The organism is Comamonas trifloxystrobinivorans, from assembly GCF_043359985.1.
In the GTDB taxonomy this organism is placed as follows: Bacteria; Pseudomonadota; Gammaproteobacteria; order Burkholderiales; family Burkholderiaceae_C; genus Comamonas; species Comamonas trifloxystrobinivorans.
This window is the reverse complement of record NZ_JBHZGV010000008.1, coordinates 114059-129310: the sequence shown is the minus strand read 5'-3', so window position 1 is coordinate 129310 and position 15252 is coordinate 114059. Positions and strand designations below refer to the sequence as shown.

Genomic DNA, 15252 nt, shown 5'->3' with positions numbered 1-15252 from the left:
TACCGGTGGGCCGCAGGCAGCCAGCGCCATCTGCAGCAAAAGCAAGCGCAAAGCTATGGCGACCAGGGACGGCGCTTGCACAATGCCGTTCCAGATGCAGCGACCGCCCCGGGCTGGGACGGGTCGACTTGGCAAGCGAATTTTCTGCACAGGCAGCAGCTACGCGGGCTGGGAGGCTGAGGGAAGCCGCCAACAGGGTGCCAGACGTGGTTCCGGTGCCCTGGAGCAATGATGGCGTGGCCTTTTGCCGCGCGCAACGGCCTCTGAACGTTTGGGAAAGCACGACACCCTCTGGCTTACTGGAGCCGCTGACAAAGCACATGGGGCTGGATGGCAAGGTTTTGCGCTGTTGGCTGACAAGGCAAATAACAACAGCTGCAAGCGCTAAGTGAGTGCCTGCCTCTATTAGCCCTACTGCTGCGATAAATAGTTGCGCAAGATACTATATAGGCCAATCCGGTGCCCTGTCCAGGCGCTCCTGCTGGCAGCAGTCAGCGGTGAAGGCAGCTATTTCCCGCAATGCGCACGCCTGTGCACAGGGGCCGTACAACGAAAGCCCTATGCCGCCCATGCCAGACACTACCGCCAACGCCGAAGCAATACGCCGCCACCAAGCCATGCTGCAACTGCTGTCGCAACGCCAGTTGCGTGACAGCCTGAGCCTGACATCGCCGCCGTCGTTCCGTATTTCTCTGGTAGCGGCTTTGCAGTCGGCCTTGGCGGTGCTGGTAGCGATCTTGATGGCGCGGCTCTCGCCCTGGCCACACTTAGTGGGCTTTCCCGCCTTGGGCGCATTGGCCGCCTTGTTTGGCCGCTTTGCGCCCATGGAGATGCGCATGCGCATCGTGGCCGTTTGCGCCGGTCTGTTGACCGCTGGCGTGCTGCTGCCATCACTGGTGTCGCTGGCCGGCGCTCCGCAGTGGGCCATGATGTTGGTACTGGCGCTGATTGCCGGTTTGTCGACCCTCATCGTCAGCCACTGGGTGTTGGGTGGGCCGGGCGCCGTCATCATTGTGTTTGCCACGGGCGCTTCGCTGGCGCCGGTAACGGGTGTGGATACGGTGGTGGAACGTACGCTGGGCACCTTGGCCGGTGGTTTGGCCGCCTGCCTGGTGTGTTGGGCTACCGATTGGTTGCGCCGCGTGGAGCTGCCGCGCATCCAGCTGCCCAAGCCTGTAGCGCCACCGCTGAAGGCCGAGTTGGTGGCCGCCGGCCGCATTACGGTGGGCGCCGGGCTTGCAGCCGGTATTGCCTACGCCGCTGGCTGGCACCACCCTTCATGGGCCGCCATTGGCGCAACGGCGGTGATGCAAGGCGGGCATCTGCACATCACCATGAACCGCGCACTGCAGCGCATGGCCGGCACCGTGGTGGGGGCGCTGCTGGTGGGCCTGATCCTGGCGCAAAACCCTTCGTTCTGGTGGATTGCGCTTTGCATCATCGTCTTCCAGTTCGTCACCGAGCTGATCATTGGCTACAACTACGCGCTGGGCCAGATTACCGTCACGCCGATGGCGCTGCTGATGACCTACCTGGCCTCACCCGCCGCCGGCGCCAGCATGCCGCTGGAGCGGGTGATGGATACCATCTTGGGCGCCGCGCTGGGCATTGTGTTTGCGGTGCTGTTCTCCTCGCTGGACGATCGGGCTTATCTGCGCAAGCTGCACCAAAAAGCATAAAGGCCAGCGCTGCAGAGCAGGCGCTGGCCTTTATCGAGAAAGCTGTGAGGCTCAGAAAGTATTGTCTGGCGGCAGTGCTTGCGGCGCTTCAAAACAGTCGCGGAAGCTGAACATCACCGAAGTCAGAAACATGGCGGCCAGCGCCATGGAGCCGGCAATCGCCAAACCGGCGGCGGCCCAACTGCCCAGCAAGCTGCCCAACAAGGCGCTGACGAGCGCAAAAGCAATGCCAAAGCCTATGCCTACCGCCATCCAGGCCAGGCCGTAGAGCGTGAATGCGCCGATGTTGCGTGTGCAAGCCACCATGCTGAAAAACACCGCCTTGATGGCCGGCACACGGTGCCAGTAAATCAGGCCGGGTGCGTGCCAAAACAGCATGGACAGCGGCACATAGAGCAGCAAGGTGGCGAACATGGCGCGCTGGAACTGTGGCTGCATCACGATCTCGGGCGTGAGCTTGCCGCCCACCAGGTTGAGCCTGGCGAATTCGCCGCCGTCGAACAATGCCGAAAAGCCCAGCACCAGCAAGAAAGACAGCGCATAGAACACGCCCAGCGTGATGAAGGCATTGCGGCGCTCGGGTTCCAGGCGCAGCGCCTGAAGCACCTTGGGCAGCGTGGGGCGCTCGCCTTGCACGGTGAGCGCGGTGCCCAGCATCATGCACAAGGTGGTCACCGGCAGCAAAGCCAGCGCCACAAAAGTGCCGGCGACCGGGATCACGCCAATGAGCGACAGCACCATCATGGTCAGGAAAAACAGCGAGGTCAGTGCCAGCGGTTGTTTCCAGAAGGTCTTGATGCCGTCCTGCACCCAGGCGACGCCCTGGCGGGCGGTGGCAAAACGAAGTTTCATGCGCAAAGCAGGCTGCCGCAGCACGGCGGCAGCATGGAAGAAAAGGGGATGGCCGACTGTAACCCATGCCCGCAAGGGGCAGGGGCGCGTGAGGAAATTGCGCGCAGGGCGATCTCAGGCCAGCGCAAACGGTGTGGCGAGGCGCGCGCGCAGTACGCGCTCGAAATGCGTCGGGTCGTGCGGCTTGAGCATGGAGGCTTCGCGTGGCAGGTAAAAATCCCACAGGCGCGATACCCAAAAGCGCAGCGCGCCGGCACGCAGCATGGCGTTGAGCAACTGGCGCTCGGCGGCCACCAGCGGGCGCACGGCCTGGTAGGCGGCCAGCAAGGCGTCGGCGCGGGCCTTGTCGATGACGCCGGTGGCCAAATCAATACACCAGTCGTTGATGACCACGGCCAGATCGAACAAGAAAGTATCAACACCGGCAAAGTAGAAGTCGAAGATGCCGGTCATCTCTTCGCCTTCGAACATGGCGTTGTCGCGGAACAGATCGGCGTGCACCGGGCCGCGCGGCAAGGCGGTGTAGGCCGACGACTCGGCAATATGGTTCTGGTAGGCCAGCTCGCTTTTCAGCAGCTCGGCCACCTCGGGCTCCAGATAGGGCAGCACCACGGGCACCGTCTCGTTCCACCAGGGCAGGCCGCGCAGGTTGGGCTGCTGGCGTGGGAAATCCTGCCCTGCCAGGTGCATGCGCGCCAGCATGCCGCCCAGCGACTGACAGTGCGCCACTTGCGGTGCCAGCTGGCTTTTGCCTCGCAGCTTGTTGACGATGGCTGCCGGCTTGCCTTCGACCTGCAGCAGAATGTCGCCGGTCTTGGCGTCGGCCTGCGGATCGGGCACCGGCACGCCGGCCTGCGCCAGGTGCTTCATCAGGTATAGGTAAAAAGGCAACTGGTCGGCGCGCAGGCGCTCGAACAGGGTCAGCACATACTTGCCCTGGTCGGTGGTCAGAAAATAGTTGGTGTTTTCAATACCGCCTTCAATGCCGCGCAGCGACACAAAAGCGCCCAGCGGAACGCGTTGCAGCAAGGCTTTGGCAGCCTTTTCGGATACTTCGGTGAAAACAGCCATGGCGGGTCGGTGAACTCAACAAAAACAAAGCCAGCTGGCGCCGGTGCCAGGCTGGCTGTGTGGCCTGCGGCAGGGCGCCGGCAGGGATCAAAGGGCCAATTATCGCAAGTCTGGGCGCGGCCCGGTATTTGCTGCAGCGCGCTGCTCAGAAATTGCCGATATTCCAGACGCGCTTTTTGCTTTGGGTTTCGCCAAAACCATCGGGGCGGCTGCGGGCGCCGTCGGTGGGCTTGACCTCGTAAGCCGGCATATTGCCCACCTTGGGCTGCACGTGGATGCTCTGGGTTTGGCCACCAATGCGCATTTCGTCGATGCGGCTGCCCGCGTCTTCGACGTGGATGCGCTCGGCCTTCTGGTTGTGGCGGTCGTTGGGCTGGTTGGACGAGCCTTCAACAGCTGCTGGTGCCGTGGCCGCAGGGGCGGGTGCAGCCGCTTCGGCAGCAGGCTGCTGGGCCCAGACGGGCGCAGCCAGGCCCAAGGCCAGGGCGAACAAAGTGGGGGTTATAGCGCGCATCTGTCCATTGTAGTTTGTCCCCTGGCCTTTGCGTAGCGGGCACAATGTCAATATGAGTAATCCTCCCACACTAGTGCTGGTGGACGGTTCCAGCTACCTGTACCGTGCCTACCACGCCATGCCCGATCTGCGCGCCGTACCGGGCGATCCCAACAGCCCGGCGACCGGAGCCATCCGCGGCATGGTGAACATGATGCAGGCGCTGCGCAAGGACGTGCAGGCCGACTACGCGGTCTGTGTGTTCGACGCCAGCGGCCCCACCTTCCGCGACACCATGTACAGCGAGTACAAGGCCACGCGCTCGCCCATGCCAGACGATCTGCGTAGCCAGATCGAGCCCATCCACGAGGTGGTGCAGCTGCTGGGCTGGAAAGTGGTGGCCGTGCCCGGTGTGGAGGCCGACGACGTGATCGCTACGCTGGCGCAGACCGCAGCAGCGCAGGGCGTGCAGGTCATCGTCTCCAGCGGCGACAAAGACTTGAGCCAGCTGGTGAACGAGCATGTCACCATCATCGACACGATGAACGGCAAAAAGCGCGACGTCGCCGGCGTGACCGCCGAGTTTGGCGTGCCGCCCGCGCTGATGGTGGATTACCAGGCCCTGGTGGGCGACACGGTGGACAACGTGCCAGGCGTCACCAAGGTCGGCCCCAAAACCGCGGCCAAGTGGCTGGAGGAATACGGCTCGCTCGACCGTCTGGTCGAGAACGCCGCCAACATCAAAGGCGTGGCCGGCCAGAACCTGCGCGACGCCATTGCCAGCGGCCAATTGGCGCTGAGCCGCCAGTTGGTGACAATGAAGACCGATTGCGATCTGGCCGATTACATCAGCGGCTTGCCCAAGCTGGAAAACATTACCTTGGCCGAGCCCGACAACGCGGGGCTGGTGCCTTTCTACGAGAAATACGGTTTCAAGGGCCTGGCGCGTGCGCTGGGCTCCGTGGCTGCCGAAGCTGCGCCCAAAAAAGCGGCTTCGGCCCAAGGCGGCCTGTTTGACGCCGAAGACGCGGTGACCACCGAAATAGCGGTGGAAGCGCAGCAGCGCGATGTGGTCTACCACACGATTTTGAGCACCGAGCAGCTCGATGCCTGGCTCGCCAAGATCAACGCCGCCGAGCTGACCGCGATCGACACCGAAACCGATTCGCTCGACGAAATGGTGGCGCAGATTGTCGGCATCTCGTTCAGCGTGAACGTGGGCGAGGCCGCTTACATTCCGCTGCGCCACGAAGGTATCGATGCGCCCGAGCAGCTCGATCTGACCGAGGTGCTGGCCAAGCTCCAACCCTGGCTCGAAGACGGCAGCAAGAAAAAACTGGGCCAGCACGTCAAATACGACCAGCATGTGTTCGCCAACCACGGCATCACCGTGCGCGGTTATGCGCACGACACCATGCTGCAAAGCTATGTGCTGGAGGCCGACCGCCCGCACAACCTCACCAGCCTGGCGCTGCGCCACACCGGCCGCACTGGCATCAGCTACGAAGACCTGTGTGGCAAGGGCAAGAACCAGATCCCATTCGCGCAAGTGCCGGTCGACAAAGCCGCGGCCTACAGCTGCGAAGACTCGGACCAGACGCTCAACGTGCACCAGGTGCTGTGGCCGCGCATCCAGGCCAACACCGGTCTGACGCACATCTACGAGCTGGAAATGCAAACCAGCGAAGCGCTGTTCCGCATCGAGCGCAATGGTGTGAGCATTGACGCCGGCGAGCTGGCGCGGCAAAGCAACGATCTGGGCAAGCGCATCTTGGAGCTGGAGAACGAGGCCTACGAGATCGCCGGCCAGCAGTTCAACTTGGCCAGCCCCAAGCAGCTGGGCGAAATTTTCTTCGACAAGCTCGGCCTGCCCGTGGTCAAGAAAACCGCGACCGGCGCCCGCAGCACCGACGAAGAAGTGCTGGAAAAGCTGGCTGAGGATTACCCGCTGCCGGCCAAGATTCTGGAGCACCGCAGCCTGTCCAAGCTCAAGGGCACGTACACCGACAAGCTGGCGCAAATGGCGCTGCCGTCCGACGGCCGCGTGCACACGCACTATGCGCAAGCCGTGGCGGTGACGGGGCGCCTGTCCAGCAACGACCCGAACCTGCAAAACATCCCTGTGCGCACGCCCGAAGGCCGCCGCATCCGCGAAGCTTTTGTGGCGCCCGCCGGCAAGCTTATCGCCAGTGCCGATTACTCGCAGATCGAGCTGCGCATCATGGCGCACCTGAGCGGCGATGAAGCTTTGCTCAACGCCTTCAAAAATGGCCTTGACGTGCACCGCGCCACCGCTGCCGAAGTGTTTGGCGTGCCGGTGGACCAGGTCAGCAGCGAGCAGCGCCGTTATGCCAAGGTCATCAACTTTGGCCTGATCTACGGCATGAGCAGCTTTGGCCTGGCCAAAAACCTGGGCATAGAAACCAAGGCGGCTGCCGCCTACATCGACAAGTACTTCCAGCGCTACCCCGGCGTGAAGCGCTACATGGAGCAGACCGTGGAGCTGGCGCACGCCCAAGGCTATGTGGAGACCGTGTTCGGCCGCCGCCTGGTGCTGCCCGAGATCAACGGTGGTAACGGCCCGCGCAAAAAAGCGGCCGAGCGCGCCGCCATCAATGCGCCCATGCAGGGCACCGCGGCCGACCTGATCAAAAAAGCCATGGTCGCCGTGCAAGCCAAGCTCGACGCAGAAAAGCCCCAGGTCAAAGTCATCATGCAGGTGCACGACGAACTGGTGTTCGAGCTGCCCGAGGCCGACCAGGCTTGGGTGAAGGCCGAGATTCCCGCGATCATGGCCGGTGTGGCCGATCTGCATGTGCCGCTGCTGGCCGAAATCGGCTTTGGGCCCAACTGGGAGAAGGCGCACTAAGCGCTTTCTTGCGACAGCGCCATGCACCCGGCCCAGCTCACCGCCATCGGGTTTGCGCTGCTGGGCTGCGTTCCGGCGCTGGCGGCAGAGCCAGCTGCCACGCACACGTTGGCGCCTGTGCCACCGACAGGCATAGAGACCTGCCTGGCCCTGGACCAGAAGCAACGCGATTGGCCAACGCCGCAAGCCTGTGCCGCGGCGGGGCCGCATGGCCTGATGCCCAAACAAGACGGCATGCCGAGCACGCGGCCGCTCGCCTACGAAACCGTGGGAGACCACCCCTTGACGTCCTGTGTGCGCGACCGGGTGTCTGGCCTGGTGTGGGAAGGAAAAACCGACAGCGGCACGCTGGAAGCCTTGTTCCAGACACCTAACCCGAAAGCCCCCGGCACTCTGATCGAGACCTTTGGCCCGCACAACGAGCCAGCGCCGGGCAGCCGCGCCAATACCGACGCCTATTCCTACTGGGGCGATGCCCGGCCGGGCGAGGCCATGGCCTATGTGGCGCAGGTGAATGCCATGCGGCTGTGCGGCTTTGGCGACTGGCGTCTGCCCACGGTGGCTGAATTGCAGGGCCTGGTGGACCTGGGCCGGGCTGCGCAGATGCTGTTTGGGCGGCGGACTATACAGCCCGCAGTCGATACCCGTTGGCTGCCCAACACCGTGCAAGGCAATTATCTGAGTGTCGAGCCGCTGGACGACCGTCGCATGTGGTGTGTGAACTTTGGCACCGGTGCGGTCATCGGCTGCCAGCGCATCATGGGCCCCAAGACGGCGCCGATTTTTGTGCGCCTGGTGCGTGGCGCGGAAGCGCCGAACACCGGCCGTTGGCAGGCTGCAACCGACGAACGCGGCAAAGCCGGTGGCGTAGTGGAAGACCGCCTCACCGGCCTGGTGTGGCGCCGCTGTGAAGAGCCGCAAGTCTGGAATGGTGAGCTGTGCCGAGGTACCGCCCAGAGCTACGACTATGTGCAAGCCTTGCAGCGCGCCGGCCAGCAAAAGGGCTGGCGCTTGCCGACCATCAAGGAGGTGAACACGCTGACTGAGCGCTGGTACAAAAAACTGGAGCTGCCCGCCAGCGGCTTCTTGCCACCTGGCACTGGCGGCCCGTGGCTGCGTGCGGGTTACTGGTCGGCCAGCGTGTGCGCCAGCAAGCCGAAAACGGACACCGCCTACGCCTTTATCCGTGGCTGGGCCTTGGGCGACAACGGCAATGTCTTCTGTGAGACACGCACCGAGCTGCACGGCGTGCGCTTGGTGCGCGAATGAGCGGGGCGCTGGTGTCAGCAAGTCTTGCGGAGGCGTGAGATGGTGGCATGCGCTGCTATACGCACTGCGTTGCTGCATTCAGCGGCTGCGTCTATATCCACTATTGCAACTGTGTCGCAATAAGCTGCTACCATTCGCCGCTCACCATCTGGGCGCTCGGCCCGGTGTAACGGATACCCCCAAATGACTTTGATCGCAATCGTGCTGGCCACTTTGGCAGCCGGTCTGGGCAGCGTGTGGATTGCTGCCGCCTTGATGCGCAGCGGCATTGGCCGCGAAGGCAGCCGCTTTGGCGCGCAGCATTTGCTCAGCCTGGCGGCAGGTGCCTTGCTCGCCACCGCTTTTGTCCACCTGCTGCCCGAGGCTTTTGAGAGTGGCATCAACCCCAAGGCCTTGTTTCTGACCTTGCTGCTGGGCCTGGTGTTTTTCTTCTTGCTCGACAAGGCCGAGCTTTGGCACCACGGCCACGAGCACCGCCATGCGCCGCCTGAAGAGCGCGGCCACGGGCCCGACGAGCATGCCGACCACGATCACCACGGCCATGACCATGAACACGCCGCCGCAGCCGTGCAGCGCGACCACGGCCACTCGCACCACCACCATCACCACAACACGGCTGGCGGCTGGTCGCTGCTCACCGGTGACAGCGTGCATTGCTTTGGCGACGGCATTCTGATCGCTTCGGCTTTTCTGGCCGACATGCGCCTGGGCATTGTGGCCGCCATCTCGGTGCTGGCGCACGAGGTGCCGCACCACATGGGCGATCTGGTGGTGCTGGCCGGTAACGACAACCGCAGCCAGCGCGGCGTTGCGCTGCTCAAGCTCTCGCTGGCTGGCGCCATCACCGCGCTGGGCGGCATCGTCGGCTACTTTCTGGTCAGCTCCATGGCGGGCTTTTTGCCTTATTTTCTGGCCATTGCGTCGAGCAGCTTTATCTACGTGGCGTTGGCCGATCTGATTCCGCAACTGCAGCGCCAACTTACCGCCAAGCAGACGGTGCAACAAGTGCTGTGGCTGGCTGTTGGCATGGTGGTGGTGGCGGCCGTCAGCACCTGGGCGCATGGCGCGCACGGCCACGACCATGACCATTCGCAAGAAAACGCCGAAGAACATCGCGCCCACGGCCACGACGAGCACGACGGCCACAAGCACTGAGACCTGCTGCCTCCAAAACAAAAGACCTGCTGCCCATCGGCACCAGGTCTTTTTTGTTGTGGCGAGCGTTAATGCGCCGCCGGCTTGTGCCTTTGCACGGCCCAGCAGACGCCGCCAATCATCAAAACGGCGGCCGCCCCCTCTTGCCAGGTAGGGCCGCGCTGCAGGTACAGAAAGCTGTAGCTCAGCGCGAACAGGGTCTCGAAAACAATCATCTGGCCGGACAGCGAGATGGGCAGCAGGCGCGTGGCGGCGTTCCACATCCAGTTGCCGAACAGCGATGCCAGGATGGACACCGCCAGGTTCACCAGCCAGAACATCTGCCAGCGCTCGGCCGGCAGTTCGTTGCCGCCGCGTGATTGCCACCACAGCGCTAGCGGCCACAGCAGCACGCTCCAGATGCCCACCGTCACGCCGCTCAGGGCCGACCATTCCAGCGGCGTAAAGCGGCCCGATTGCAGGTAGTGCGCATTGCGGATGGCATAGTGCGACCAGATGATGAGCGCGGCCAGCGCCGCCACCACGCCGCCCAGCACTCGCCAGATGGAGCGGTCTGACTGGCCGGAGGCTGCGATCAGCTCGTGTGCATTGATCAACACAATGCCGGCGCATACCGTCAGCATGGGCCCCAGCAAGCGGCGCAGCGGCAGCGCGCCGGCCTGTTTGCGGTTCATGATGGGCATGGCCAGCGGCACCATGCCGATGATCAGCGTGGTGATCGCCATGCCGGCCCACTGCACGCCGGTGGCCATCAGCACCAGGTAGAGAATGCTGCCGGTCAGGCCCAGGTACATGAGCGCGCCCAGATCGCTGCGCGTCACGCGCGGCCACAGGCGGCGTGCCATCGGCGCCAGGATGAAAATCGACATCAGTCCGTAGATCATGAAGCGCGCGCTGGTGATGGCGAGCGGGCTGAAATCGGGCAGCAGCGCCGGCACCAGCAGCATCGAGCCCCAGCACGCACCGGCCAAGGCGGCGCAGGCCACACCGCGCGGGATGTTGCTGGGCGCGGTCTGGATGTGGTGCGAAGGAGCGGCCGCAGCGCGGTCCGGCGAAGTGGTTTGCATGGCGCGAAAAGCAACACACGCACCGGGCGGTGCGTGTGCAAGAGTCGGGAACGGGCGCTTATTGTCGCCCAGCGCAGCGGCTAGTGCTGGCGCTGGGGCAATGGCCGCATCAGCCGAAGCTCAACCCAGCGCGGCGCGTTGGGCACCTGGCTTGTTGGCCAGCAGGGCGCGCACCTGGGGCAGTTGGCGGCGCGAGACGCGCAGCACATCGTCAATGCCGAACAGGCGCAGCTGCCAGCCGTCGGCATCGTCCGCATCGTGCGTTTTCTCCAGGCTGCGGATGGCTGCGGGCACCACCAATGCGTTGCGGTGCACGCGCAGGTAGCGGTTGGCGTAGCGCTCTTCGAGTTCGTTCAGGCTGCCCGACCACAGGTACTCGTGGGTTTCGGTGCGCACGGTCACGTATTTGAGCTCGGATTTGAAATACACCACCTCGGCCAGACGCACGCGCTCGGTGCGGCCGCGGTCGGTGATGACCAGCGTGTCCTCGGTCTCCTCCGAGGTTTCGGCCGGCGCCGGGCTGCTTTGCGCCAGCCGGGCTTGCATCAGCAGATCCACCTTTTGCAGCGCCGCCGTCAGGCGCTCGCGGCGAACGGGTTTGGTGAGGTAATCGACCGCGTTCACCTCGAAGGCCGAGAGCGCATGCTCGGCGTGTGCGGTCACAAATACTACCGCTGGCGCCTGCGGCATGGCGTGCAGGGCTTGCGCCAGCTCCATGCCGGTTTGGCCGGGCATATGGATATCCAGCAGCAGCGCATCCATGGGCGCGCCCATGCCAGCGGCGCTTTCGAGCGCACGCAAGGCTTCGGCGGCATTGGCCGCTTCCTGGATGGCGGTGGGGGGCGGCGTTTGTTCTACCAGCAGGCGTCGCAGCCGGTTCCGCGCCAGTGACTCGTCGTCAACAATCAGTACACGCATAGCCCACATGCTAGCGGAGCGCAAGGGCCATAGCCAATGCCAGATGGCGGTTGTTTGGCACCGCTCAAGCTTTGTTTACGCTGGAAAACTGATGTGCACAGAGTAGAGCCCGTCCTTGCTCGTGGCTTGAAAGTCACACTCCAAGTCGTAGAGCAGGCGCAGGCGTTTTTTCACATTGGCAATGGCCGTGCCCGTGCCGGGGCGGCGCTCGGGCGGTGGCTCGTGGCTGGGGCGGGGCAGGGTGTTGGTGATCAGCACATGCACGCGGTTGCCGCGCCGGCGCGTGGCAATACGGATGCGGCCATGGCCGTGGCTCGGCTCGATGCCGTGCTTGACCGCGTTCTCCACCAGCGGTTGCAGAAACAGGGGCGGCACGGTGGCGTTGTCGCTGCGCGAATCCAGGTTCCAGACCACTTCCATGCGGTCATCAAAGCGCACCTGCTCGATCGACAGATAGCGCTGCGCCAGCGTCACCTCTTCGGCCAGGGTCGAGGCTTCGCGCTGCTCGGTAAGCGCGTGGCGGAACAGGTCGCTCAGGTCTTCGAGCATGGACTCGGCCTTTTGCGGCTGGTCTTGCACCAGCGAGATGGCGCTGTTGAGCGCATTGAAGAGAAAGTGCGGCCGAATGCGCGCCTGCAGCTCGGCCAGGCGCGCCGTGGTGGCCGCCGGCGTGCGGCCTTGGGCGCGCCACTGCAGGCCCACCACCACCATGGCGGCCATAAAGCCACCGGCAGCGCCACTGGCCAGCCAGGCCACCTGTGGCGCCAGCGTCACCCATTGGTAGAGCAGGGCGGCCAGCAAGCCGCACAGCACGCCCAGCGCCGCGCCGGCCACGTACTGGGTGCGGGTGCTGCAGCGCTCCAACTGCTTTTTCTGCTGGCAGGCCAGCAGCAGCCACAGCAGGCAGCCGGGCAGCACCACAGCGGTCAGCAAGGCCAGTTGCAGCAGCCATTCGGCCAGGCTGCGGCTGACAAAGCCCACCGCTATGGCCGCCAGCGTCTCTACCAGCAATACGGTGCGCCCGATCACGCTGGCGGTGCAAGCATCAAACACATAGGCCGTGCCGGTAATGGCTTCGCGCGGGGCCGTAGTAGTTGATGTTGGTGGCATGGTCGGGCAGGGTCGATAAAATCAGCGGTTTTGCACCCGGGGCTCACGGGCCTGGGCGGGTGCAGTGTTCTTGGTCTGCGCCGCCTGGCAGCGCAGCTGGCAGCTTAACCCGAATTGGTTCTTTCCATGTCTACACCACAAGCTTCGTCTTCTTCGCACAACCAGCTCGATTCCAAGGCCGAGGCCTGGTCGGCCCTGTTCTCCGAGCCCATGAGCGATCTGGTCAAGCGCTACACCTCGAGCGTGTTTTTCGACAAGCGCATGTGGCAGGCCGACATCCAGGGCTCGCTGGCGCACGCCGAAATGCTGTCGGCGCAAAAGATCATTGCGGCTGAAGACTTCGCCGCCATCCAAAAAGGCATGGCCCAGATCACCTCGGAGATCGAGGCCGGCAGCTTCGACTGGAAGCTGGATCTGGAAGACGTGCACCTGAACATCGAAGCGCGCCTGACCCAGCTGGTGGGCGACGCCGGCAAGCGCCTGCACACCGGCCGCAGCCGTAACGACCAGGTGGCCACCGATGTGCGCCTGTGGCTGCGCGGCGAGATCGACCTGATCGAAGGCCTGCTGCAAGAGCTGCAGCGCTCGCTGGTGGAAGTGGCCGCCAAGAATGTGGAAGTGATTCTGCCCGGTTTCACCCACCTGCAAGTGGCCCAGCCCGTAAGCTTCGCCCACCACCTGCTGGCCTATGTGGAAATGTTCAAGCGCGACGCCGAGCGCATGCTCGACGTGCGCAAGCGCGTCAACGTGCTGCCGCTGGGCTCGGCCGCTCTGGCTGGCACCACCTACCCGCTCGACCGTGAGCGCGTTGCCAAGACGCTGGGCATGGAAGGCGTGTCGCAAAACTCGCTGGACGGCGTCTCCGACCGCGACTTTGCCATCGAATTCACCGCCGCTGCTTCGCTGTGCATGGTGCACATCTCGCGCCTGTCCGAAGAGCTGATCATCTGGATGAGCCAGAACTTCGGCTTCATCCGCATCGCCGACCGCTTCACCACCGGCTCGTCGATCATGCCGCAGAAGAAGAACCCCGACGTGCCCGAGCTGGCACGCGGCAAGACCGGCCGCGTCGTGGGCCACCTGATGGGCCTGATCACCCTGATGAAGGGCCAGCCCCTGGCCTACAACAAGGACAACCAGGAAGACAAGGAGCCGCTGTTTGACACCGTCGACACCTTGAAGGACACGCTGCGCATCTTCGCCGAAATGATTGGCGGCCAGACCAACCCGGCCAGCGGCCAGAAGGAAGGCGGCATCACCGTCAACGCGGAAAATATGCGCGCCGCGGCCTTGAAGGGCTACGCTACCGCCACCGACCTGGCTGATTACCTGGTGAAAAAGGGCCTGCCTTTCCGCGATGCCCACGAAACCGTGGCGCACGCCGTCAAGCTGGCCACGCAAAAGGGCGTGGATCTGACCGAGCTGCCGCTGGCTGAGCTGCAAGCCTTCAACCCCAATATCGAGGCCGATGTGTTCGAGGCGCTCAGCCTCGAAGGCTCGCTCAACGCCCGCAACACGCTGGGCGGTACCGCGCCCGCCCAGGTGCGAGCCCAGCTGGCCAAACACCAGGCGCGTCTGGCTTGATCTGCCGTTAAGCTTCCACCACTGCAACCACCGAGAGCTGCCATGGGCCTGAGCCGTCGCCATTTCTCCCAACAATTGCTGGCAGCCGGTGCTGCCGCCGCCGGTCTGTCGGCCCTGCCCAGCCGGGCCGCCACGCCGTACAACAAGGGCAAGCCGGTGCGCCTGCTGGTGGGTTTCCCGCCCGGCGGCGGCACCGATGCCATTGCCCGCCTGTTGGCCGAGAAGATGAAAGACAGCCTGGGCACCTCGGTGGTGGTCGAGAACAAACCCGGCGCCGGAGGCCAGATTGCAGCCCAGGTGCTCAAGGCATCGCCTGCTGATGGTTCGACCTTCTTTGTCACGCACGACCACACCATCTCCATCCTGCCGCAGGTGGTCAAGAACCCGGGCTTTGACCCGCACACCGACTTTGTGCCGGTGGCCGGCTTTGCCAGCTTTGTCAATGCGCTGGCGGTGTCCTCGGGCCAGAACGTGCAAAGCTTCGAAGAGTATCTGCAGTGGGTGAAAAAGCAGGATGGCAAAAGCGCCATCGGCATCCCCGCCCCAGCCTCGACGCCCGAGTTTCTTGTGCAGGTCATCAACAAGCGCTTCCACACCGATCTGCTGGCCGTGCCTTACCGCGGCAGCGCGCCCATGCTGGCCGACATGATGGGCAACCAGATTCCCGCCGGCATCGGCTCGGTGCAGGATTTCATCGAAAACCAGAAGGCCGGCAAGCTGCGCGTGCTGGCGGTGCTGGGCGGCAAGCGCCAGGCGGCCTTGCCCGATGTGCCGACTTTCAGCGAACTCGGCCTCAAAGGCCTGGAAGACATGCCTTACTACGGCGTTTACGCCCCGGCAGGCACGCCGTCCACCATGGTGGCCGAGGTGTCGCAAGCCGTGGCCAAGGCCGTGGCTACCCCCGATGTGCACGAACAACTCGTCAACATGGGGCTGACGGTGGGCTATATGACGGCCGAGCAACTGCTGGCGCGCGAGAAGGCCTACACCAGCGTGTGGCAGCGCATCATTCACGACAGCGGTTTCAAGCCGGTGTAGCTCTCAATTCAGTAGCTGCCCCAACCCTGCTGCTTTACGGTAGCAGGGTTTTTTCTTGCCAAAACACTGTCTTTTTACGCTGTTTTCAAATGCAACGCCTGGGGCAGGCGCTGGAAAGTGCCCGGTTTTGTCAGCTTTTTTTGCTAC

12 protein-coding genes are annotated in these 15252 nt (G+C 64.0%); 6 read left to right on the top strand and 6 right to left on the bottom strand.

Annotated features, from left to right (window positions below; genetic code table 11):
- The first annotated feature begins 569 nt into the window (after window positions 1–569).
- On the top strand, window positions 570–1679 hold the full coding sequence (locus ACFIQF_RS11115) for an FUSC family protein (RefSeq protein ID WP_393942803.1): 1110 nt from the start codon (window positions 570–572) through the stop codon (window positions 1677–1679).
- A gap of 51 nt (window positions 1680–1730) precedes the next feature.
- Here ACFIQF_RS11115 and ACFIQF_RS11110 read toward each other — a convergent pair whose 3' ends face one another.
- The 3 genes from ACFIQF_RS11110 to ACFIQF_RS11100 all read right to left on the bottom strand — a co-directional run bounded on the left by ACFIQF_RS11110 (window position 1731) and on the right by ACFIQF_RS11100 (window position 4116).
- Window positions 1731–2531: a BPSS1780 family membrane protein gene (locus tag ACFIQF_RS11110; RefSeq protein ID WP_393942802.1), complete on the bottom strand. Its 801-nt coding sequence runs from the start codon at window positions 2529–2531 to the stop codon at window positions 1731–1733.
- A 114-nt stretch (window positions 2532–2645) separates the two neighbouring features.
- On the bottom strand, window positions 2646–3602 hold the full coding sequence (locus ACFIQF_RS11105; RefSeq protein WP_393942800.1) for a homoserine kinase: 957 nt from the start codon (window positions 3600–3602) through the stop codon (window positions 2646–2648).
- A 145-nt stretch (window positions 3603–3747) separates the two neighbouring features.
- Entirely contained in the window at window positions 3748–4116 is a 369-nt protein-coding gene (locus ACFIQF_RS11100) for a hypothetical protein (protein WP_393942799.1), read from the bottom strand.
- Window positions 4117–4168: 52 nt separating this feature from the next.
- Here ACFIQF_RS11100 and polA point away from each other — a divergent pair, with 52 nt between their 5' ends.
- The 3 genes from polA (at window position 4169) to ACFIQF_RS11085 (ending at window position 9388) form a co-directional block, all read left to right on the top strand.
- Window positions 4169–6964: a DNA polymerase I gene (gene polA, locus ACFIQF_RS11095; RefSeq protein ID WP_393942797.1), complete on the top strand. Its 2796-nt coding sequence runs from the start codon at window positions 4169–4171 to the stop codon at window positions 6962–6964.
- 21 nt (window positions 6965–6985) lie between these two features.
- Entirely contained in the window at window positions 6986–8233 is a 1248-nt protein-coding gene (locus tag ACFIQF_RS11090) for an Lcl C-terminal domain-containing protein (RefSeq protein ID WP_393942795.1), read from the top strand.
- Window positions 8234–8416: 183 nt separating this feature from the next.
- Window positions 8417–9388 carry a ZIP family metal transporter gene (locus tag ACFIQF_RS11085; RefSeq protein WP_393942794.1) on the top strand — a complete coding sequence of 324 codons (972 nt, stop codon included), beginning with the start codon at window positions 8417–8419 and terminating at the stop codon, window positions 9386–9388.
- A gap of 68 nt (window positions 9389–9456) precedes the next feature.
- Here ACFIQF_RS11085 and ACFIQF_RS11080 read toward each other — a convergent pair whose 3' ends face one another.
- The 3 genes from ACFIQF_RS11080 to ACFIQF_RS11070 form a co-directional block, all read right to left on the bottom strand.
- A complete protein-coding gene (locus ACFIQF_RS11080) occupies window positions 9457–10455 on the bottom strand; it encodes a DMT family transporter (RefSeq protein ID WP_393942793.1) in 999 nt (332 codons plus the stop codon).
- Window positions 10456–10575: 120 nt separating this feature from the next.
- Window positions 10576–11373: a LytR/AlgR family response regulator transcription factor gene (locus ACFIQF_RS11075; protein WP_393942791.1), complete on the bottom strand. Its 798-nt coding sequence runs from the start codon at window positions 11371–11373 to the stop codon at window positions 10576–10578.
- Between the two features lie 75 nt (window positions 11374–11448).
- Window positions 11449–12483, bottom strand: coding sequence for a sensor histidine kinase (locus ACFIQF_RS11070; RefSeq protein ID WP_393942789.1), 1035 nt, complete (start codon window positions 12481–12483; stop codon window positions 11449–11451).
- Window positions 12484–12609: 126 nt separating this feature from the next.
- Between ACFIQF_RS11070 and argH the strand changes: the two genes are divergently transcribed.
- Together argH and ACFIQF_RS11060 are read left to right on the top strand one after the other, a co-directional pair.
- On the top strand, window positions 12610–14067 hold the full coding sequence (gene argH, locus ACFIQF_RS11065) for an argininosuccinate lyase (RefSeq protein ID WP_393942787.1): 1458 nt from the start codon (window positions 12610–12612) through the stop codon (window positions 14065–14067).
- A gap of 42 nt (window positions 14068–14109) precedes the next feature.
- The gene (locus tag ACFIQF_RS11060) at window positions 14110–15105 is read left to right on the top strand and encodes a Bug family tripartite tricarboxylate transporter substrate binding protein (protein WP_393942786.1); all 996 of its coding nucleotides are present in this window, start codon (window positions 14110–14112) and stop codon (window positions 15103–15105) included.
- Window positions 15106–15252 lie beyond the last annotated feature (147 nt).